Below are 19,944 nucleotides of genomic sequence, written 5' to 3' on the forward strand. Positions count from 1 at the left end.
CCAACCGGGAGTGAGGCTCGCCATGGCCACCGGGTTCAACTCAGCGTTCAACGGCAAGATCGAACTGGACATCCGGGATTCCGAACCGGACTGGGGACCCTTCGCGGCGCCCGCTGCGGTCGAGAACGCCCCGAACGTGCTGTATCTGGTGTGGGACGACACCGGCATCGCGACGTGGGACTGCTTCGGTGGTTTGGTCGACATGCCCGCGATGAGCCGTATCGCCCAGCGCGGAGTGCGGTTGTCGCAGTTCCACACGACCGCGCTGTGCTCGCCGACCCGCGCCTCGCTTCTCACGGGGCGTAACGCCACCACGGTCGGGATGGCCACCATCGAGGAGTTCACCGACGGATTCCCCAACTGCAACGGGCGAATTCCGTACGAGACCGCCCTACTGCCGGAGGTGCTCGCCGAGAACGGGTACAACACCTACTGCGTCGGCAAATGGCATCTGACTCCGCTGGAGGAGTCCAACCTCGCTGCCACCAAACGGCATTGGCCGTGTTCACGAGGGTTCGAACGGTTCTACGGGTTCATGGGCGGCGAGACCGATCAGTGGTATCCCGACCTGGTGTACGACAACCATCCGGTCGATCCGCCCGCGACTCCTGAGGAGGGCTACCACCTGTCGCAGGACCTCGCCGACAAGACCATCGAGTTCATCCGGGACGCCAAGGTGATCGCCCCGGACAAACCCTGGTTCACCTACCTGTGTCCGGGCGCCGGCCACGCCCCGCACCATGTGTTCAAGGACTGGGCCGACCGCTATGCCGGGCGGTTCGACATGGGGTATGAGGCCTATCGCGACATCGTGCTGGAGAACCAGAAGCGGCTCGGCATCGTGCCACCTGACACCGAGCTGTCGCCGATCAACCCCTACGCGGATGTGAAGGGGCCCAACGGAGAACCGTGGCCCGTGCAGGACACCGTCCGGCCGTGGGAGTCGTTGTCGGCCGACGAGAAGCGGTTGTTCGCCCGGATGGCCGAGGTGTTCGCCGGGTTCCTGTCCTACACGGACGCCCAGATCGGCCGGGTGCTGGACTTCCTGGAGGAGACGGGGCAACTCGACAACACGATCGTGGTGGTGATCTCCGACAACGGGGCCAGTGGAGAGGGCGGGCCGAACGGCTCGGTCAACGAGACGAAGTTCTTCAACGGCTACATCGACACCGCTGAGGAAGGGCTCAGGTTCATCGATCGGCTGGGGTCGCCCGAGACCTACAACCACTACCCGATCGGCTGGGCGATGGCGTTCAACACGCCCTACAAGTTGTTCAAGCGCTACGCCTCGCACGAGGGTGGAATCGCCGACACCGCAATCATCTCCTGGCCCAACGGTATTGGCGCCCACGGCGCCGTGCGCGACAACTACGTCAACGTCTGCGACATCACTCCGACCGTCTATGACCTGCTCGACATCACGCCGCCGGCGAGTGTGCGCGGGGTTCCGCAGAAGCCCCTCGACGGCGTGAGTTTCAAAGTGGCACTGGACAACCCGGAAGCGCCGACGGGCAAGGAAACCCAGTTCTACACGATGCTCGGCACCCGGGGCATCTGGCACAAGGGGTGGTTCGCCAACACCGTGCACGCCGCGACCCCGTCGGGTTGGTCCCACTTCGACAGCGACCGCTGGGAGCTGTTCCACATCGAGGCCGACCGCAGCCAGTGCCACGACCTGGCCGAGCAACACCCGGACAAACTCGCCGAGCTCACGGCGTTGTGGTTCAGCGAGGCCGACAAGTACAACGGGCTGCCTCTGGCCGACCTCAACATCCTCGAGACCATGACCCGCTGGCGGCCGTACCTGGTGGGGGAGCGGACCCGCTACACCTACTACCCGCACACCGCCGAGGTCGGGTTGGGCGCGGCCGCCGAACTGCGTGGGCAGTCGTTCACGGTGCTCGCCGAGGTCACCGTGGACAGCGCCGACGCGCAGGGCGTGCTGTTCAAACAGGGCGGCGCACACGGCGGCCATGTGCTGTTCCTCGCCGACGGCCGACTGCACTACGTATACAACTTCCTCGGCGAGCACGAGCAGTCGTTGATTTCACCCGATCCGATCCCGCTGGGACGGCACATCTTCGGTGTGCAGTACCAGCGGGCCGGCACGGTCGAGGGCAGCCACACCCCGCTCGGAGACACCGCGCTGTACGTCGATGACACCGCGGTCGCCGAGTTGGCGGGGATGCAGACCCATCCCGGCATGTTCGCGCTCGCCGGGGGCGGCATCTGCATCGGCCGCAACACCGGATCGGCGGTGTCACAGCAGTACCGGGCACCATTCGCCTTCACCGGCGGCAGCATCCGGCAGGTCACCGTCGACCTGTCCGGCGAGCCGTATCAGGACCTCGAGCGCGGCCTCGCAGCCGCGTTCGCCAAGGACTGATCGATGAACCCGACGGCGCTGGGTGTCGGCGCGCTGGCCGTTGTCGCGATGGTGGGCTGCGGCAATGGTGGCCCCGTCAACAGTCCGGTCGCCCCCGCCACCACCGTGGCAGCACCGCTCACGACAGCTCCCGCGGCGACCACCTCGTCGGGCCGGCCGGCACCGGAATTCGCCCTGCCCGCCTACGGCGTCGAACCCACGACCACACGGGCACTGGCCGCCGGTGAGATCACCTGCCCACCCCCGGACGGACCGACCGTCACCGTGCGCAGCCCAGCGCCCGGCTCGCCGACGCTCACTGTCGGGATTCCCGACGGGTTCGCCGAGGTGATACCGCATGCGGAGACCGTGCGGCTGACCGGACGGGCCGGGTTGACCGCCGAGGTCACGCTCACCCCGACCACCGGGGACGCGCAGGACGCGTTCGATCAGTACAGCAACGACCGTGTCGCGGAGTTCCCCATCAACAGCGTCAGCGTGCTGCCCGGGGATCTGTGCGGCTACAGCGGCCAGAAGCTGATGGGCATCCTGGCCGACCGGCCGGGCAAGGGCACCCAATACGCCGACCGGATCGTTCACGTGTGGACCAACAGCGGCGACTTCCTGGCCGCGGTGCGCGTCGAAGCCCCAAGCGGCACCCCGGAATTCGACCAGGCCAGTTCTGCGATGCTCGCCGACTTCGGCATCGCCATGCCGGGCTGAGCCGACCGATGAGCGGGCACGACTAGCCTCGGTGCCGTGGCCACCGAACTCATCGAGCTTCCCGGCGGGACCTTCCGGATGGGCTCGACGGCGTTCTACCCCGAAGAAGCTCCTGTGCACGCCGTGACCGTCGGTGCGTTCGCCATCGAACAACATCTGGTCACCACTGCTCAGTTCGGCGCATTCGTCGAGGCCACCGGATACGTGACGATCGCCGAACGGCCGATGGACCCCGCGTTGTATCCCGGTGTGGACGAGGCGGACCTGGTGCCCGGCGCCCTGGTGTTCAGGCCTGCCGAGGGGCCGGTCGACCTGCGGGACTGGCGGCAGTGGTGGGACTGGGCACCCGGCGCCAACTGGCGTCGGCCGTTCGGCCCCGACCGCGACCCCGCCGCACCGGACCACCCCGTCGTGCAGGTCGCCTACCCCGATGCGGCGGCCTACGCCGCCTGGGCCGGCCGTCGGCTGCCCACCGAGGCCGAGTGGGAGTACGCCGCCCGAGGGGGAGTCGAGGGCACCTACGCCTGGGGCGACGAGGTCACCCCGGGCGGAGCGCTGATGGCCAACACCTGGCAGGGCCGGTTCCCGTATCGCAACGACGGCGCGCTGGGCTGGCGTGGCACCTCACCGGTCGGAAGCTTCCCGGCCAACGCGTTCGGCTTGGCGGACATGATCGGCAATGTGTGGGAGTGGACCACCACGCGATTCGCCGGACATCACCGGCCAGATGCCGACGCGCCGGCGTGCTGCCCGCCACCCGCGGATCCCGATCCGATGGTGAACCAGGTGCTCAAGGGCGGTTCGCACCTCTGCGCGCCGGAGTACTGTCACCGCTACCGCCCGGCCGCGCGATCCCCGCAGTCACAGGACAGCTCGACCACCCACATCGGGTTCCGCTGCGTGGCCGGCTGACCGCGCGATGCACTCGCGCCGAGTGTGCACACAGATCGCGTTTCCGCCCGCAGATGCGATCTCACCGCACGCTCGGTGTGGAGATCTGCGGCGATTTGGTGCATTCGCCGTGCTCACCTACTATGTAGGGGTTGCCTTGGGCAGACCTCGGTTGACTGCTGTTTAAGAGTCGGCCCTGCGTGCCCTTCGGTAACAAAGACCGCGCACGTCCAGGTCGGTATCTGGCGTGCATACAAATCCAGGTCAGGAGATCGAGTGATTCAGCAGGAATCGCGGTTGAAGGTCGCCGACAACACGGGCGCCAAGGAGATCTTGTGCATCCGCGTGCTCGGTGGCTCATCGCGACGCTACGCCGGCATCGGTGATGTCATCGTTGCGACCGTCAAGGACGCCATCCCCGGCGGCAACGTCAAGCGCGGCGATGTCGTCAAGGCCGTCGTGGTCCGCACCGTCAAGGAGCGTCGCCGCGCCGACGGCAGCTACATCAAGTTCGACGAGAACGCGGCCGTCATCATCAAGGCCGACAACGACCCGCGCGGTACCCGCATCTTCGGGCCGGTCGGCCGCGAACTGCGCGAGAAGCGCTTCATGAAGATCGTCTCGCTGGCGCCGGAGGTTTTGTAATGAAGGTCCACAAGGGCGACACCGTTCTGGTGGTCTCGGGCAAGGACAAGGGCGCGAAGGGCAAGGTCATCGAGGCCTACCCGACCCGCGACAAGGTTCTGGTCGAGGGCGTCAACCGGATCAAGAAGCACACTGCCCAGTCGCAGAACGAGCGTGGCGCATCGTCGGGTGGCATCGTCACCCAGGAAGCCGCCATCCACGTGTCCAACGTGATGGTGGTCGATTCCGACGGCAAGCCGACTCGTGTGGGTTACCGCGTCGATGAAGAGACCGGCAAGAAGGTCCGCATCGCCAAGACCAATGGCAAGGACATCTGATGACCGCACCAGAAAAGGTTCAGCCCCGCCTGAAGCAGCGCTACCGCGAAGAGATCCGCGAGGCGCTGAACAAGCAGTTCGAGTTCGACAACGTCATGCAGATCCCCGGCGTGGTCAAGGTTGTCGTCAACATGGGTGTCGGCGACGCCGCCCGTGACGCCAAGCTGATCAACGGCGCGGTCGCCGACCTGGCCCTGATCACCGGCCAGAAGCCGGAGATCCGCAAGGCCCGCAAGTCCATCGCACAGTTCAAGCTGCGCGAGGGCATGCCCATCGGCGCGCGCGTCACGCTGCGCGGCGACCGGATGTGGGAGTTCCTGGACCGGCTGATCTCCATCGCCCTGCCCCGTATCCGCGACTTCCGCGGCCTCAACGGCAAGCAGTTCGACGGCACCGGTAACTACACCTTCGGCCTCAACGAGCAGTCGATGTTCCACGAGATCGACGTCGATTCCATCGACCGTCCCCGCGGTATGGACATCACCGTGGTCACCTCGGCGACCAACGACGACGAAGGCCGTGCGCTGCTGAAGGCGCTGGGCTTCCCCTTCAAGGAGAACTGAGCACATGGCAAAGAAGGCGCTGGTCCACAAGGCCAACAAGAAGCCCAAGTTCGCGGTTCGCGCGTACACGCGGTGCAACAAGTGCGGTCGCCCGCACTCGGTCTACCGCAAGTTCGGGCTCTGCCGCATCTGCCTGCGCGAGATGGCGCACGCAGGTGAGCTGCCCGGTGTGCAGAAGTCCAGCTGGTAATCCAGCCGGCATCTGCGCAGTAGACCACACAGACCAATCCAAACAGGTTGCGGAAGGCCCTGAAAAGGGAACCGCCGCGAGGAAGGTGAGCCGGTTGTCATGACGATGACTGACCCGATCGCAGACTTCTTGACACGTCTGCGCAACGCCAATTCGGCGTACCACGATGAGGTGACCCTGCCCCACTCGAAGATCAAGGCGAACATCGCCGAGATCCTCAAGAAAGAGGGCTACATCTCCGATTACCGCACCGAGGATGCCCGCGTCGGCAAGTCCCTGGTGGTGTCGCTCAAGTACGGCCCCAGCCGTGAGCGCAGCATCGCCGGCCTGCGTCGCGTGAGCAAGCCCGGTCTGCGGGTTTACGCAAAGTCCACCAATCTGCCTCGGGTGCTCGGCGGCCTGGGCGTGGCGATCATCTCCACGTCCTCGGGCCTGCTCACCGACCGTCAGGCGGCACGAAGCGGCGTGGGCGGCGAAGTCCTCGCCTACGTGTGGTGAGGGGATAGAAGACATGTCGCGTATTGGTAAGCAGCCGGTCCTGGTTCCCGCCGGGGTCGATGTGACGATTGACGGCCGCAACGTCTCGGTCAAGGGCCCCAAGGGCACCCTGACCCTCGATGTCGCCGAGCCGATCACCGTCGAGCGCAACGAAGATGGCGCCATCGTGGTCAGCCGTCCCGATGACGAGCGGCGCAGCCGCTCCCTGCACGGGCTCTCCCGCACCCTGGTGGCCAACCTGGTCACCGGCGTCACCGAGGGCTACACCCGCAAGATGGAGATCTTCGGCGTCGGCTACCGCGTCGCACTCAAGGGTTCCAACCTGGAGTTCGCACTCGGCTACAGCCACCCCGTGGTGATCGAGGCGCCCGAGGGCATCACCTTCGCCGTCGAGACGCCCACCAAGTTCTCGGTCACGGGTATCGACAAGCAAAAGGTCGGTCAGATCTCCGCGGTCATCCGCCGCCTGCGCCGCCCCGACCCGTACAAGGGCAAGGGTGTGCGTTACGAGGGTGAGCAGATCCGCCGCAAGGTCGGAAAGACAGGTAAGTAACCATGGCTGCAAAGACTCAAGCTGCCGCCGTCCGCAAGCCGGTGGGGCAGAACATCTCTGAGACTCGCCGCAACTCCCGGCTGCGTCGGCACGCCCGGTTGCGCAAGAAGGTCTCCGGCACCGCCCAGACCCCGCGTCTGGTGGTCAACCGTTCGGCACGGCACATCCACGTCCAGCTCATCGACGACCTGGAAGGCGTCACGTTGGCGGCTGCCTCGTCGATCGAGGCCGACGTGCGTGCCGTCGAGGGTGACAAGAAGGCGCACAGCGTTCGGGTCGGTCAGCTGATCGCCGAGCGTGCCAAGGCTGCCGGCGTCGACACGGTTGTGTTCGACCGCGGTGGCTACACCTATGGCGGCCGGATCGCCGCGCTGGCGGATGCCGCGCGCGAGGGCGGGCTGAAATTCTGATGACTGTCAACGAGAGGACTGCATGATGGCCGAGCAGGCAACTGGTGCCGGCGGCCCAGGCGCTTCCGACAACCGCGGTGGCCGTGGCCGCCGCGACGACCGCGGTGGCCGTGGTGGCCGCGACAGCGGCGAGAAGAGCAACTACATCGAGCGCGTGGTGTCGATCAACCGCGTCTCCAAGGTGGTCAAGGGTGGTCGGCGCTTCAGCTTCACCGCGCTGGTCATCGTCGGTGACGGCAAGGGCATGGTCGGCGTCGGCTACGGCAAGGCCAAGGAAGTTCCGGCCGCCATCGCCAAGGGCGTCGAGGAGGCTCGCAAGGGCTTCTTCCGGGTTCCGCTGATCGGCGGCACCATCGTCCATCCGGTTCAGGGCGAAGCCGCTGCCGGTGTGGTGATGTTGCGTCCGGCCAGCCCGGGTACCGGTGTGATCGCCGGCGGTGCGGCTCGCGCGGTGCTGGAATGCGCCGGCGTGCACGACATCCTGGCCAAGTCGCTGGGCAGCGACAACGCGATCAACGTGGTGCATGCCACCGTTGCCGCGCTGAAGATGATCCAGCGTCCCGAAGAGGTGGCGGCCCGTCGCGGTCTGCCCCTCGAGGACGTGGCGCCGGCCGGCATGCTGAAGGCCCGGCGCGAGAGCGAAGCGCTGGCTGCCGCAGCAGCGCGTGAGGGATCGGCATAACCATGGCAGAACTCAAGATCACCCAGGTGCGCGGAACCATCGGCGCACGCTGGAAGCAGCGCGAGAGCCTGCGGACCCTGGGGCTGAAGAAGATTCGTCAGTCCGTGGTGCGTGAGGACAACGCGCAGACCCGCGGTCTGATCAAGGCCGTTCATCACCTCATCGAGGTGGAGGAGGTGAAGTCCTGATGTCCGTTATCAAGCTTCACGACCTGAGGCCTGCCCCCGGAGAGAAGAAGGCCAAGACCCGCGTCGGTCGTGGTGAGGGCTCCAAGGGTAAGACCGCCGGTCGTGGTACCAAGGGCACCAAGGCCCGCAAGAACGTCCCCGCGACGTTCGAGGGTGGCCAGATGCCGATCCACATGCGGCTGCCGAAGCTCAAGGGCTTCAAGAACCGCTTCCGGACCGAGTACGAGGTCGTCAACGTCGGCGACATCGCCAAGGCCTTCCCGCAGGGCGGCACCATCGGTGTCGACGAGCTGGTTGCCAAGGGCCTCGTTCGCAAGAACAGCCTGGTGAAGGTGCTCGGCGACGGCAAGCTGGCCGTCAAGGTCGACGTGACCGCCAACAAGTTCAGCGGTAGCGCCCGTGAGGCGATCTCCGCTGCCGGCGGTTCGGCCACCGAACTGTAATTCTGCGCGAGCAGACACAAAAGCCCCCGCTTCGGCTGGGGCTTTTTGCGTTGGCCGTCAGGGCGGGCCGTCGTCAGCTCAGCTTCGGGATCACGTCGGCGGCAAGCCGTTCCATCTGTTCGCGGTCCTCGGCGATCGTGGCGCCCGTGGGGTTGAGTACGAGGGTCTGTGCCCCGGCGTCGAGCACCTCGCGCAGGCCCCGCACCACGTCGTCCACGGTGCCGGCCACCGCCACCGCTCCGAGGCTGGTCCGCTCCCCGTAGATCCGTCGAAGGCCCGCGTTCACCCGCTCGCGAGCGCGGGCAGGGTCGTCGTCGACGATCAGATACACCCGCTTGCCGATCCGGAAGCCGGCCTGATCCTTGCCCTGCTCGTCGATTTCGCGGTGCACCGTCCGCACGGCCTCGGCGAAGGCCGCCGTGGTCGACGAGCCGGCTCCCAGAAACGCGTCGCCGTAGCGGACCGCCCGCGCCAGTGCCCTCGGCGCGTTGGCCCCGAACCAGATCGGCGGGTGTGGCCGCTGAACGGGTTTGGGGCTGATGGCCAGATCGTCGACATCGCGGAAGCGGCCGTGGAAGGTGATCCGGGGTTCATCCGACCAGGCGGCTTTCATCAACTCCAGCCCCTCGGTGAAGCTCGCGATGAATGTCGACGAGTCCACCCCGAATGCCGGGAACTGCCGGAAACTGCCGCCCGGCGCCACGCCGACGTCGAGGCGGCCGTGGCTGAGCCGGTCCACCGCGGTGATCGCCGAAGCCAACTGCAACGGGTCGTGCAGCGAGGTGACCAGGACCGCGACCCCCAGCCGCAGTCTCGTGGTGACCGCCGCGGCATACGAGAGCAACTCCAGCGGGGCGATCGTCGGCGCCGGCCCCACGGTCTGCTCGATCGTCCAACCGCCCTCGAAACCGAGTTCCTCGGCGCGGGCCAGATACGCCTTGAAGGCCGCGTCGTCGAAGCCGTCGTGATCGAGCTGCGGGAGCGAGATGGAGAACGTCACCCGTCTCACGCTACGACGGTGCTCGGGTAGGGGGACAGTTCTCGTCGCCGCGCGCGGAATCCGCCGATCGGTAGGCTCGGTCCATGTTCGCTTTTCTCCCAGGACTGCCCGGCCAGGACGACCTCAGGGCGTTGGCCCGGCGCGTGGACACCGCCCGGCACAACGGAGTGCCCAGCGGGTGTGTGCTGGAGCTGGATCTGATGTCGACGCCGCCGGAGACCGCCGGTTTCGACCCGTTGGCCGTGATCGCGGGCGGGGGCCGCCCGCTGGTGTTGCGGCAGGCCGTCGCCGCGATCCACCGTGCCGCCGAGGATGACCGGGTGGCCGGGTTGATTGCGCGGGTGCAGTTGCCCGCCGCCGCGCCCGGCCCGGTACAGGAACTGCGGGATGCCATCGCGGCGTTCAGCGCCGTCAAGCCCACGGTGGCCTGGGCCGAGACCTACCCAGGAACGCTGTCCTACTACCTGGCGTCCGCCTTCCGTGAAGTGTGGATGCAGCCGTCGGGCTCGGTCGGGCTGGTCGGTTTCGCCACCAATGCGATGTTCCTGCGCGACGCACTCGACAAGGTGGGGGTTGAGGCGCAGTTCGTCGCGCGTGGCGAATACAAGTCCGCGGCAAACGTTTTCACGCAGGCCGGCTACACCGACGCGCAACGTGAGGCCGACGGCCGGATGATCGAGAGCCTGCAGTCGCAGGTGTGGCAGGCCATCGCCGAATCACGGGGCCTGACGTCGGAGGCGGTCAATGTACTGGCCGACAAGGCGCCGGTGCTGCGGGATGACGCCGTCACCGCCGGCCTGATCGACCGGATCGGGTTCCGCGACGAGGCCTACTCACGCATCGGGGAACTGTCCGGCGGACCGGCCGAGGCGGGTGCCGATGCCGACGGTCACCCCGATGCCCTACCGCGGCTGTATCTTTCGCGCTATGCGCGGACCACCCCGAAGGTTCCGGCACCACAGATACCTGGCCGTAAGTCCAAGCCCACGGTCGCGTTGGTGACGTTGCACGGCCCGATCGTGAGCGGCCGCGGCGGGCCACAGGTGCTGCCGATAGGTAATTCCAGTGCCGGCGGCGACACCATCGCCGCGGCTCTGCGTGAGGCAGCTGCCGACGACGAGGTGTCGGCGATCGTGCTGCGCGTCGACAGCCCCGGCGGCTCGGTGTCCGGGTCGGAAACCATTTGGCGCGAGGTGGTCCGGATTCGCGAGCGCGGTAAGCCCATCGTCGCCTCCATGGGTGCGGTGGCCGCATCGGGCGGCTACTACGTGTCGATGGCGGCAGACGAGATCGTGGCGAATGCGGGCACCATCACCGGGTCGATCGGTGTGATCACCGGCAAGCTGGTCTCCCGCGAGCTCAAGGACAAGTTGGGAGTCGGATCGGACTCCTTGCGTACCAACCCCAATGCCGATGCCTGGTCGTCCAACACACCATTCACCGATGAACAGCACGCCCACATCGAAGCCGAGACCGACCTGCTCTACACCGATTTCATCACCCGCGTGGCCGAGGGGCGCAAGCTCTCGGTCGAGCAGGTGGACAAGGTGGCGCGCGGACGGATCTGGACGGGCGCCGACGCCAAGGGCCACGGCCTCGTCGACGAACTCGGGGGCCTGCGTACCGCGGTCACCCGCGCCAAGGTCCTGGCCGGGCTGGATCCGGACACCAAGGTGCGGGTGCTGAGCTATCCCGGTTCGTCCTGGTTGGACATGTTGCGGCCCAAGCCCTCGTCGCAACCCACAGCGGCGTCGGTGCCGCAGGCTGTCGGCAACCTGCTGGGGCAATCGGTGGTCGGAGTCCTCGAGAACGCCGGGCGCGCGGTGACCGGATCCCATGCGCTCTGGCTGGGAGAACCCCGGTTTTGACGCTTGCGATAGTTACGACGCGGTAGCGGGCGGCGCTTTGTCGGGCGCGGGGCTGTAACGTCAGATCTTGGCAACTATTGAATTGTCGACGAAATGACGGCCTGGCCCTGCGGTGTTCAACCCAGTCAGAGCAGCCGTAACAGAGAGTGCGCGGCGGGGAACGGTGTCGTCAGACACATGGAGGACTCGTGCCCGCGCATAACAGCCCGATGAGGGGCTTCGGAGACAAACCGGAGATCGACTATCGCGAACCCTCCGAGGATTCGCCGGACCCCGGGGTATTGAAGAGGGCCATCGCCGCCTCGGCTATCGGTAACGCCACCGAATGGTTCGACTACGGTATCTACGCCTATGGCGTGGGCTACATTTCCGCCGCCATCTTCCCCGGAGACGCCCAGCAGGCGACCCTGCTGGCCCTCGCGACGTTCGCGGTGTCGTTTTTGGTCCGCCCGCTCGGCGGATTCGTCTGGGGGCCACTCGGCGACCGACTCGGGCGTAAACACGTCCTCGCGATCACCATCGTGTTGATGGCAGGCGCGACGTTCTGCGCCGGCCTGATTCCGTCCTATGCCGCGATCGGGATGTGGGCACCGGTGCTCATGGTCGGGCTCCGGATGATCCAGGGCTTCTCCACCGGCGGAGAGTACGGCGGTGCCGCGACGTTCATGGCCGAGTACGCGCCGTCGCGTCGGCGTGGCTTCCTCGGCAGTTTCCTGGAATTCGGCACCCTCGCGGGCTTTTCGATGGGTGCGCTGTTGATGCTCGGCTTCTCGGCAGTGCTCTCGGATGAGCAGATGGGGCAATGGGGTTGGCGGCTGCCGTTCCTCGTGGCCGCCCCGCTCGGCCTGGTCGGTGTCTACCTACGTTCGAAGCTGGAGGACACCCCGATCTTCCGCGAACTCGAGGCGACAGGGGAGCGGGAAGGCGGACCTGCGTCTGAGCTCAAGGATCTGGTGGTCGAGTACTGGGGCCCGATCCTGCGATTGGGCGGGTTGGTCGTCGCACTCAACGTGGTCAACTACACGCTGCTCACCTACATGCCGACATACCTGGAGCAGACGATCGGTTTGTCGAGCGGCCACTCCTTGGTAGTACCCATCATCGGCATGCTGTCGATGATGGTGTTCCTGCCGTTCGCCGGCCATATCTCCGACCGCGTGGGCCGCAAACCGATGTGGTGGTTCTCGCTGATCGGTCTATTCATCGCCGGCATCCCGATGTTCCTGCTGATGTCGACCAACATGGTGGGTGCGATCATCGCGTTCGCGGTGCTGGGCCTGCTGTATGTACCCCAGTTGTCGACCATCTCCGCGACGTTCCCGGCGATGTTCCCCACCCAGGTGCGTTACGCCGGCTTTGCCATCGCCTACAACGTGTCGACATCGCTGTTCGGCGGTACGGCTCCGGCGGTCAACGATTGGGTGGTGTCAAAGACCGGCGACCAACTGGTGCCGGCCTATTACATGATGATCGCCTGCGTGATCGGGATGATCGCGCTGATCAAGGTGCCGGAGACCGCGCGATGTCCGATCAGTGGCACCGAAATACCCGGGACGCCGGAAGCGCCGCCCCAGCTGGATTACGAGACCGACGCCGACGCCGACACAGGCACGTCGTCAGCGTCAGCCGGCCGGTAGTCGCGCGATCAGCCGGTCGACTGCATCCTCCATGTGGGCCAGCATCAACTTGTCGGTGAGTGCGACGTCGCCGGATCGGATGGCGCCCGCCAACGCCCGATGCTCGTTCACCCGGTCGGTGGCGGTGTCATAGGTGTCGGCCAGCGCGTGCACACACATCCTGGTCTCGACGAGGAAGGTCTGGTGGAGGCGCGAGAGCCGCGGGCTGCCTGCGAGTTCCACGAGCACCTCGTGGAAACGCATATCGGCTTCGCTGACCTCATCGAGATCCCTGGCTGCTGCCATCTCGTCGACCACGGCGAGTAACGCGTCCCCGGCACCTGCATAGTCACCCTGCAGGATCTGGCGGCTCGCGGTCCGCTCGATCGCCTCGCGGGCCAGGTACATGTCGCGAATCTCGCCGGAGTCCATGGTGTTGACGAACACTCCCCGGTTGCGGATCGCGATCAGCAGACCTTCCTGGGTGAGGCGCTGCATTCCCTCCCGCAGTGGTCCGCGGCTGACGCCGAACCTGCGCGCCAACTCGGCCTCGCCGAGTTGCGTGCCGGGGACGAGCACGCCGTACGCGATGGCCTGCCGGAGCTTCTCGGCGACGATGCTCGGCGTCGACTCCTGCTCGACGGGAGTGATGAAGTCGGTCACGGCCGGCCTCCGAACAGGTGGCCGAGCCCGGGCAGAGGCGGCACGGGGCCGAGCAGGTGCAGGCCCTTCCAGACCGTCACCTGGTTGGCGGTGAGCACCGGTTTTCCGACGGCGTATTCCAGTTGATCGATGAAACCCATTGTGTGCATGGCGGTGTCGGGTACCAGCACGGCTTCGGCGTCGGGGTGGTCGGCTGCGGTGACCATCGCGAGGACCTGCGCCTGTGCCAGCCGGCCTACCTCGGCTGCGGTGACGATGCCGTGGCTGCCGATCGACACCACGTCGATGCCGCCGGCCGACAGGAACGCGACGAAGTGTGCCGCCACGTCGCCCGGGTAAGAGGCGGCCACGGCAACCCGGTGGATGCCCAAGTGCTGCAATGCATCTACGAAGGCGATCGATGTCGACGACGCCGGGACGCCGGACGCGGCGGCCACGTCGTCGGCCTGGCGTCGGGCACCGTCGCGCCCGAAGACGAAACTGCCCGACGTACACGCCCACATCATCGAATCCGGATGCGCCGCCCCCAGGCGCACGACACCGTCGGCGAGGCGTTCGGTCCGGCCGAGGTCGAGGAGGGCATCGACACGATGAGCGTCCTCACCCACCGAGGTGATCGCGACGGGCAGTCTGACCGTCGCCTGCAGGCGTGCCTCCAGCGCGCCGAAGTCGTCTTCGGCGCTGTGGCCGGGATAGAGGATCCCCACCGTGGTCATGCATCGTCCTTTCAATGGTGGCCCTGTCGCTACCGTGCGTTCAGGTCTCCAGCAGTCGCTGACCGCCTCCGACGGCCTTGCGGCCGGCGACTGCCAGTGCCGCCCACATGGTCACCTGGTTGGCGGTGACCACCGGCTTGCCGAGTTGACGCTCCAGCGGGGCGATCAGATCGTAGGTCGGCAGATTCGTGCAACTGATGACGACGGCCTCGGCATCGGAACAATCTGTGGCGCATACCAACTCGGCCGTGGTGGCATACGGCACCGCCCAGATCTGCGATGTCATCCCCAGGCCTGCGGTGGCGGCGACCTCGATGCCGGCTTCCATGAGGTAACTGGTCAGCCCGCTCGTCAGGTCGGCGGTGTAGGGAGTCACCGTGGCGACCGTCTTCACCCCGAGGTGCCGGAGCGCGGCGAGCATGGAGCCGCTGGTGGTCACCGCGGCCGGGGCTCCTGCCGCCCGCATCGCCGCGACCAGTGCGGCCTCGCCTGCCATTCCCTTGACGAAGCTTCCCGCGGTACACGCGTATGCCGTGACCAACGGCGACACGGAAAGCACGTTCGCGGCGCCGGCCTCGACCTGCTCGGGTTCGGAGACGTGCACCGCCATGTCGACCGTCACCTGCATCGGGGCGTACCGCAGTCGGGTGACGTAGAGGCTGACGTCGTCGGGTACCCAACGCCACAGTTCGCGATCGAGGGCGAAGTCGTAGGGCGTCACGACGCCTATCCCCACCTGCTGCAACGGTGGGGGAGGAACGACTTCCTCGAGCGTCATGTCCACAGTGTGAGGCCGAGAGGGCAAACCGGCAACAGATTGTTGACAATAATACGAACGTGTTCCTAGCCTCGGAATGGTGCCACCCAACGCAACCCGCCCCCTGATCGCGGTGTTGTGCGAGCGTGAGACCGACCGCGTGCCCGGTCTGGACGACGTGGACGCGGAGTTCCGCTACAGCGACGCCGCCGGGTTGGGGCAGGCGGTCGAGGGGGCGCGGGCCTTGCTGCTGTGGGACTACTTCTCCACCGCGTTGCGTGACGTCTGGGCACGTGCGGATGCGCTCGAGTGGATTCACGTCCCCGCGGCCGGGGTCGACACGTTGCTGTTCGACCGGTTACGGGAATCGGACGTGGTGATCACCAATGCCCGCGGCGTATTCGACCGTCCCATAGCTGAATACGTGCTCGGCGCGGTGCTGGCGTATGCGAAGGGCAGCCAGGCAAGCCTGGATTTCCAACGCCGGCATGAGTGGCGCTACCGCGAGACCCGCAGCATCGCGGGCGCCAAGGCTCTCGTGGTCGGGACGGGTGGCATCGGCCGGGAGATCGCGCGTCTGCTGCGCGCGGCGGGTCTGTCCGTGCGTGGTGCCGGGCGCGTGGCCGTCGCCGCGGACCCGGATTTCGGTGCGGTGGTCGCCACCGACGATCTGACCTCGGCTGTCGGCTGGTGCGATCACCTCGTGCTGGCGGCTCCGCTCACCGCAGCGACGCGGGGCCTGGTGAACGCGGCCGTGTTGAAGGAGATGAAACCCGATGCGCACCTGGTGAATATCGCGCGGGGACCGATCGTCGACGAAGATGCGCTGCTTGCCGCGCTGACCGAACACCGCATCGGCGGGGCCACCCTGGACGTGTTCAGCACCGAGCCGTTGCCCGCCGAACACCCGCTGTGGGACGCGCCCGGCACCGTCATCACCGCGCACATGTCCGGTGACGTCGTGGGGTTCCGCGAGACTCTCGCCGATCAGTTCGCCGACAATGCGCGGCGCTGGCTGGCCGGGCAGCCGTTGGTCAACGTCGTCGACAAGGCGCTCGGTTACGTACCGGGGGAGCGGACGTGACCATCCCGCAGGCCGTCGAGCTGATCGAGGCCTACCGCACCAAGGCGCTCTCGCCAGTGGAGGCGACCCGCGCGGCGCTGTCGGCCATCGACCGCCACAACGACGCGGTCAACGCGTTCGTGCTCGTCGACCCCGAGGGCGCGATGGCCGCCGCGCGGGAGTCCGAAAAGCGTTGGCATGACGGGTGTCCGCTGGGCCCCGGCGACGGGATCCCGACGTCGATCAAGGACGCGCTGTGGACCAGGGGCTGGCCGACCCTGCGTGGCAGCTGGCTCATCGACGAGGCGGGCCCGTGGAACGAGGACGCACCCAGCGTGGCGCGGCTGCGCGAATCCGGTGCGGTGCTGCTCGGCAAGACCACCACCCCGGAGTACTCGTGGAAGGGCGTGACCGACTCGCCGCGCTATGGGGTGACCGGCAACCCGTGGGATCCCGGGATGACCGCAGGCGGGTCGAGCGGGGGCAGTGCCGCGGCCGTGGCGCTCGGTATGGGCGCGTGGTCGGTGGGCACCGACGGCGGTGGTTCGGTGCGCATCCCTGGCGCGTTCACCGGCACCGTCGCGCTCAAACCGACCTACGGACTCATCCCGTTGTATCCACCGAGCCCGTTCGGCACGCTGTCGCACGCCGGGCCGATGGCGCGCACGGTCGCCGACGTCGCCGCGTTGCTGGATGTGGTCACCGGATTCGACGTGCGGGACTGGTCGGCAATGCCTTCTCCGCGTGCATCTTTCCGCGCCGCGCTGAACGGCGGCATCGCCGGGCTGCGGGTCGCCTACTCGCCGAACCTCGGCTTCGGGGTCAATGACCCTGAGGTGGACATCGCGGTGCGGGCGGCGGTCGAGGTGCTTGTGGCGGCAGGCGCGCACGTCGAGGAGGTCGATCCGGGCTTCGCCGACCCGGTGCACGCCTTCCATGTGCTGTGGTTCGCCGGTGAGGCAAAGGTGTTGGAAGGCAAGTTGACTGGTCCGGACGCCGGACATGTCGATGCCGGTCTACGGCGCACGGCCGAGACCGGGGCGGCCTTCACCGCGTCGGACTATCTGGACGCGACCGCCGTCCGGATGAAGCTCGGGGAACTGATGGGCAGGTTCCACCAGACCTATGACGTCCTGGTCACCCCGACGCTGCCGTTGACCGCCTTCGCCGTCGGCCAGGACGTGCCCGACGGTTCGCCCTCACCGGACTGGACGAGTTGGACGCCCTACACCTACCCGTTCAATCTGACTCAGCAGCCCGCACTTTCGGTGCCGTGCGGGTTCAGCGCGGGTGGCCTGCCCGTCGGACTGCAGATCGTCGGACCCCGACACTCGGATGCCCTGGTGCTCCGGGTGGGGGAGGCGTACCAGGGCGCCACGGACTGGCATCGCCGGGTGCCCGCGTTGCTCACCGAGGAGGTTGCATGAGCCGGTTGATCACGGTGTCGTTGGACAAACGCGGAGTCAGTTGCGTGGCCCGGCTTCTCGACGAAGCGGCGCCGCGCACCTGCGCCGCGGTGTGGGACGCCCTGCCGCTGGCGGCACAGGTATTTCACGGCAAGTACGCCCGCAACGAGATCTACACGCTGCTGCCGGCGTTCGGCACCGACCCCGGCAAGGAGAACACCACGGTCACCCCGATCCCGGGCGATCTGTGCTGGTTCTCGTTCGACTCAGACGATCTGGGCAACCCCGCGTACGGATACGAGAACAGCGCCGGCACCGGAACCACCGGAGCGATCGTCGACCTGGCGCTGTTCTACGGCCGCAACAACCTGCTGATCAACGGAGACCAGGGCTGGGTGCCCGGCAACGTGTTCGGCGAGATCATCGAAGGGCTCGACGACATGGCCGCGGCGTGTCAGGACCTGTGGATGGGCGGAGCCAGGGGCGAGACGTTGCGCTTTGCCCGGGTGCCGTGATCGGGTGGCGCCGGCAGAACTCAGTCCAGAGTGCCGCTGATGTAGACGATTTCACCCATCGGGTCATTGTCGTCGCGGTCGGGCACCGGCAGGCCGTGGCGGACGAACAGTTCCGAGCGGGGCGTGCCGGACATCTCCCAACCCTTGGCGTTCAGATAGTCGGCGGCCGAATGCCTCTCGCCGTGGTAGATCAGCGACGGCATGTCCAGGTTCAGACCGAGCTGGCTGAACGTCGCGGTGGCGGCGCGTGCCTTTTCCGGGTCGAAATCCTTGAGCGCGGGCACGAATTCGGTGGCCACCGCGCTGCCGGGCGCACTGAGCGCGGCGATGTTGTCGAACAACCGGTCCTGCGCCTCGGGCGGCAGGTAGATCAGCAGACCCTCGGCGCACCACGCGGTCGGTTTTGCCGGGTCGAATCCCGCCGCCCGCAGGGCGGCCGGCCAGTCGTTCCGCAGGTCGATCGGTACGGTGCGTCGTTCCGCCTTCGGCTCCGCGCCAAGGTCGGCGAGGGTGCGCGTCTTGAACTCGATCACCTCGGGCTGGTCGATCTCGTAGACCACGGTGCCCGCCGGCCAGGGCAGGCGGTATGCGCGCGAGTCCAGACCGGAGGCCAGGATCACCGCCTGCCGGATACCGGCCTTGCCCGACGTGATGAAGAAGTCGTCGAAGAACCGGGTCCGCACAGCCATCTCGTCGATATTGGAGCGGGCACGCTCGGCCGCATCCGGTGCGAGCTGGGCGAGGGTATCCATACTCAGCTCACCGTCGACCATCTTGGTGAACACCTCGATGCCCACCGCGCGCACCAACGGCGCCGCGAACGGGTCGTCGATCAGGCCGTGGGAATCCTGGCTCGCGATCGCCCGCCCCGTCGCCACCAGCGTGGCAGTGGTGCCGACGCTGGAGGCCAGATCCCAACTGTCGTCATCGGTTCGTGCCATCGTGCGCCTCCCGGCCGTCTACTTAGATGTCTTGAGCGTTGCTGACAGATAACCAGAATCACCGGCGAGGTCGGCAAGCTCCTCGGGGTAGGGGAAGCCGTGCGACGCGTAGGCGGCCCGGGTGGGCTGCACTGTCGCGTCCCACCCGTGCGCGTTGAGGTAGTCGCGGGCGGCTGTTCGCTCGCCGGAGTAGAACAGGTCCTTCAGATCCACATCGGAGCCGACCTTCTTGGACCACTGGCTGACCCGCTCGGTCCACTTGTCGTTGAGCGAGGCGGCATCCATGTGCTCGGTGGCCAGTCGGCTGCCCGGGGCGCTGAGCGCGGTGATGTTGTCGAACAACCGGTCCTGGGCTTCCGGCGGCAGATAGATCAGCAGGCCCTCGGCGATCCAAGCGGTCGGGGCCGACGGATCGAAGCCATTGTCACGCAGGGCTTTCGGCCAGTCATCGCGAAGGTCGACGGGCACGGTGTGCAGTTCGGCGGCCGGCTCGGCCTCGAGCTCGGCCAGGGTGCGGGTCTTGAACTCCAGCACCGCCGGCTGATCCACCTCGCACACGACGCTGCCGGCCGGCCAGGCCAGCCGGTAGGCGCGGGTGTCCAGACCGGACGCCAGGATCACCGCCTGCCGGATACCGGCCGCCGCAGCATCGGTGAAGAAGTCGTCGAAAAATCGGGTACGGACGGCGATCTGCTCACACATCCGCTGCCGGTCCAGCATCAGATCGCCCTCGACGCACACCTCGCCGTCGGCGAGCCGGATGCTGTGCTCCAGTCCCACCGCACGCACCAGTGCGTCGGCGAACGGGTCGTTGATGAGTGGGTCGGGCTGTTTGGTGGCCAGGGCGCGGGAGGCTGCGACACCGGTCGCGGTGGCCCCGACGCTGGTGGCCAGATCCCAGGTGTCTCCTTCGGTGCGGGTCATGGTGCTC

Annotated in this window: 24 protein-coding genes; 18 read left to right on the plus strand and 6 right to left on the minus strand. The window is 67.1% G+C overall.

What is annotated here, in order from left to right:
- Window positions 1–22 precede the first annotated feature (22 nt).
- From AC4LGL_RS04810 to rplO, 13 genes are all read left to right on the plus strand, one after another.
- Window positions 23–2,386, plus strand: coding sequence for an arylsulfatase (locus tag AC4LGL_RS04810; protein WP_491839267.1), 2,364 nt, complete (start codon window positions 23–25; stop codon window positions 2,384–2,386).
- 3 nt (window positions 2,387–2,389) lie between these two features.
- The gene (locus tag AC4LGL_RS04815; protein WP_491837859.1) at window positions 2,390–3,088 is read left to right on the plus strand and encodes a hypothetical protein; all 699 of its coding nucleotides are present in this window, start codon (window positions 2,390–2,392) and stop codon (window positions 3,086–3,088) included.
- Window positions 3,089–3,124: 36 nt separating this feature from the next.
- Window positions 3,125–4,000, plus strand: a complete 876-nt coding sequence (locus AC4LGL_RS04820; protein WP_491837860.1) for a formylglycine-generating enzyme family protein — start codon at window positions 3,125–3,127, stop codon at window positions 3,998–4,000.
- Between the two features lie 255 nt (window positions 4,001–4,255).
- A complete protein-coding gene (gene rplN, locus AC4LGL_RS04825) occupies window positions 4,256–4,624 on the plus strand; it encodes a 50S ribosomal protein L14 (protein ID WP_003883432.1) in 369 nt (122 codons plus the stop codon).
- Window positions 4,624–4,941 (plus strand): 50S ribosomal protein L24, encoded by a 318-nt coding sequence (gene rplX / locus AC4LGL_RS04830; protein WP_003883431.1) that lies wholly within the window; start codon window positions 4,624–4,626, stop codon window positions 4,939–4,941. Before rplN ends, rplX begins: the two co-directional genes overlap by 1 nt.
- Entirely contained in the window at window positions 4,941–5,504 is a 564-nt protein-coding gene (gene rplE, locus AC4LGL_RS04835) for a 50S ribosomal protein L5 (protein WP_055109951.1), read from the plus strand. The genes rplX and rplE overlap by 1 nt, the downstream gene beginning before the upstream one ends.
- Before the next feature lie 4 nt (window positions 5,505–5,508).
- Window positions 5,509–5,694: a type Z 30S ribosomal protein S14 gene (locus AC4LGL_RS04840; RefSeq protein WP_003892855.1), complete on the plus strand. Its 186-nt coding sequence runs from the start codon at window positions 5,509–5,511 to the stop codon at window positions 5,692–5,694.
- A 99-nt stretch (window positions 5,695–5,793) separates the two neighbouring features.
- Entirely contained in the window at window positions 5,794–6,192 is a 399-nt protein-coding gene (rpsH, locus tag AC4LGL_RS04845) for a 30S ribosomal protein S8 (RefSeq protein ID WP_029106887.1), read from the plus strand.
- A 13-nt stretch (window positions 6,193–6,205) separates the two neighbouring features.
- The gene (gene rplF / locus AC4LGL_RS04850; RefSeq protein ID WP_055109950.1) at window positions 6,206–6,745 is read left to right on the plus strand and encodes a 50S ribosomal protein L6; all 540 of its coding nucleotides are present in this window, start codon (window positions 6,206–6,208) and stop codon (window positions 6,743–6,745) included.
- Between the two features lie 2 nt (window positions 6,746–6,747).
- On the plus strand, window positions 6,748–7,155 hold the full coding sequence (gene rplR, locus AC4LGL_RS04855) for a 50S ribosomal protein L18 (RefSeq protein ID WP_491837861.1): 408 nt from the start codon (window positions 6,748–6,750) through the stop codon (window positions 7,153–7,155).
- 25 nt (window positions 7,156–7,180) lie between these two features.
- Complete coding sequence (gene rpsE, locus AC4LGL_RS04860; protein WP_072279034.1) at window positions 7,181–7,837, plus strand: 30S ribosomal protein S5; 657 nt, start codon at window positions 7,181–7,183, stop codon at window positions 7,835–7,837.
- A 2-nt stretch (window positions 7,838–7,839) separates the two neighbouring features.
- Window positions 7,840–8,025 (plus strand): 50S ribosomal protein L30, encoded by a 186-nt coding sequence (gene rpmD, locus AC4LGL_RS04865; RefSeq protein WP_029106891.1) that lies wholly within the window; start codon window positions 7,840–7,842, stop codon window positions 8,023–8,025.
- On the plus strand, window positions 8,025–8,468 hold the full coding sequence (gene rplO, locus AC4LGL_RS04870) for a 50S ribosomal protein L15 (protein ID WP_064883273.1): 444 nt from the start codon (window positions 8,025–8,027) through the stop codon (window positions 8,466–8,468). The genes rpmD and rplO overlap by 1 nt, the downstream gene beginning before the upstream one ends.
- A gap of 73 nt (window positions 8,469–8,541) precedes the next feature.
- Here the strand turns inward: rplO and AC4LGL_RS04875 are convergent, their stop codons facing one another.
- Window positions 8,542–9,468 carry an LLM class flavin-dependent oxidoreductase gene (locus AC4LGL_RS04875; protein ID WP_491837862.1) on the minus strand — a complete coding sequence of 309 codons (927 nt, stop codon included), beginning with the start codon at window positions 9,466–9,468 and terminating at the stop codon, window positions 8,542–8,544.
- Window positions 9,469–9,551: 83 nt separating this feature from the next.
- On the opposite strand from AC4LGL_RS04875, the gene sppA reads away from it, so the two are divergent.
- On the plus strand, window positions 9,552–11,336 hold the full coding sequence (gene sppA / locus AC4LGL_RS04880) for a signal peptide peptidase SppA (RefSeq protein ID WP_491837863.1): 1,785 nt from the start codon (window positions 9,552–9,554) through the stop codon (window positions 11,334–11,336).
- 209 nt (window positions 11,337–11,545) lie between these two features.
- Entirely contained in the window at window positions 11,546–12,973 is a 1,428-nt protein-coding gene (locus AC4LGL_RS04885; RefSeq protein ID WP_491839268.1) for an MFS transporter, read from the plus strand.
- Here the strand turns inward: AC4LGL_RS04885 and AC4LGL_RS04890 are convergent.
- The 3 genes from AC4LGL_RS04890 to AC4LGL_RS04900 are packed head-to-tail and all read right to left on the minus strand — an operon-like array spanning window position 12,959 to window position 15,109.
- A complete protein-coding gene (locus AC4LGL_RS04890) occupies window positions 12,959–13,615 on the minus strand; it encodes a GntR family transcriptional regulator (protein ID WP_491837864.1) in 657 nt (218 codons plus the stop codon). The two genes, AC4LGL_RS04885 and AC4LGL_RS04890, sit on opposite strands and share 15 nt — an antisense overlap.
- Window positions 13,612–14,331: a maleate cis-trans isomerase family protein gene (locus tag AC4LGL_RS04895; RefSeq protein ID WP_491837865.1), complete on the minus strand. Its 720-nt coding sequence runs from the start codon at window positions 14,329–14,331 to the stop codon at window positions 13,612–13,614. Before AC4LGL_RS04895 ends, AC4LGL_RS04890 begins: the two co-directional genes overlap by 4 nt.
- A 40-nt stretch (window positions 14,332–14,371) precedes the next feature.
- A complete protein-coding gene (locus AC4LGL_RS04900; RefSeq protein ID WP_491837866.1) occupies window positions 14,372–15,109 on the minus strand; it encodes a maleate cis-trans isomerase family protein in 738 nt (245 codons plus the stop codon).
- A 76-nt stretch (window positions 15,110–15,185) separates the two neighbouring features.
- On the opposite strand from AC4LGL_RS04900, the gene AC4LGL_RS04905 reads away from it, so the two are divergent.
- From AC4LGL_RS04905 to AC4LGL_RS04915, 3 genes are read left to right on the plus strand one after another with little or no spacing between them, the layout of a single operon-like run.
- Window positions 15,186–16,172, plus strand: coding sequence for a D-2-hydroxyacid dehydrogenase (locus tag AC4LGL_RS04905; RefSeq protein ID WP_491837867.1), 987 nt, complete (start codon window positions 15,186–15,188; stop codon window positions 16,170–16,172).
- Window positions 16,169–17,578, plus strand: coding sequence for an amidase (locus tag AC4LGL_RS04910; protein ID WP_491837868.1), 1,410 nt, complete (start codon window positions 16,169–16,171; stop codon window positions 17,576–17,578). The genes AC4LGL_RS04905 and AC4LGL_RS04910 overlap by 4 nt, the downstream gene beginning before the upstream one ends.
- The gene (locus AC4LGL_RS04915; protein ID WP_491837869.1) at window positions 17,575–18,072 is read left to right on the plus strand and encodes a DUF3830 family protein; all 498 of its coding nucleotides are present in this window, start codon (window positions 17,575–17,577) and stop codon (window positions 18,070–18,072) included. The genes AC4LGL_RS04910 and AC4LGL_RS04915 overlap by 4 nt, the downstream gene beginning before the upstream one ends.
- A 20-nt stretch (window positions 18,073–18,092) precedes the next feature.
- Here the strand turns inward: AC4LGL_RS04915 and AC4LGL_RS04920 are convergent, their stop codons facing one another.
- Together AC4LGL_RS04920 and AC4LGL_RS04925 are read right to left on the minus strand one after the other, a co-directional pair.
- Window positions 18,093–19,013 (minus strand): class I SAM-dependent methyltransferase, encoded by a 921-nt coding sequence (locus tag AC4LGL_RS04920; RefSeq protein ID WP_491837870.1) that lies wholly within the window; start codon window positions 19,011–19,013, stop codon window positions 18,093–18,095.
- 18 nt (window positions 19,014–19,031) lie between these two features.
- The gene (locus AC4LGL_RS04925; protein WP_491837871.1) at window positions 19,032–19,937 is read right to left on the minus strand and encodes a class I SAM-dependent methyltransferase; all 906 of its coding nucleotides are present in this window, start codon (window positions 19,935–19,937) and stop codon (window positions 19,032–19,034) included.
- Window positions 19,938–19,944 lie beyond the last annotated feature (7 nt).

The sequence above is a fragment of the Mycolicibacterium arcueilense genome, assembly GCF_058536225.1.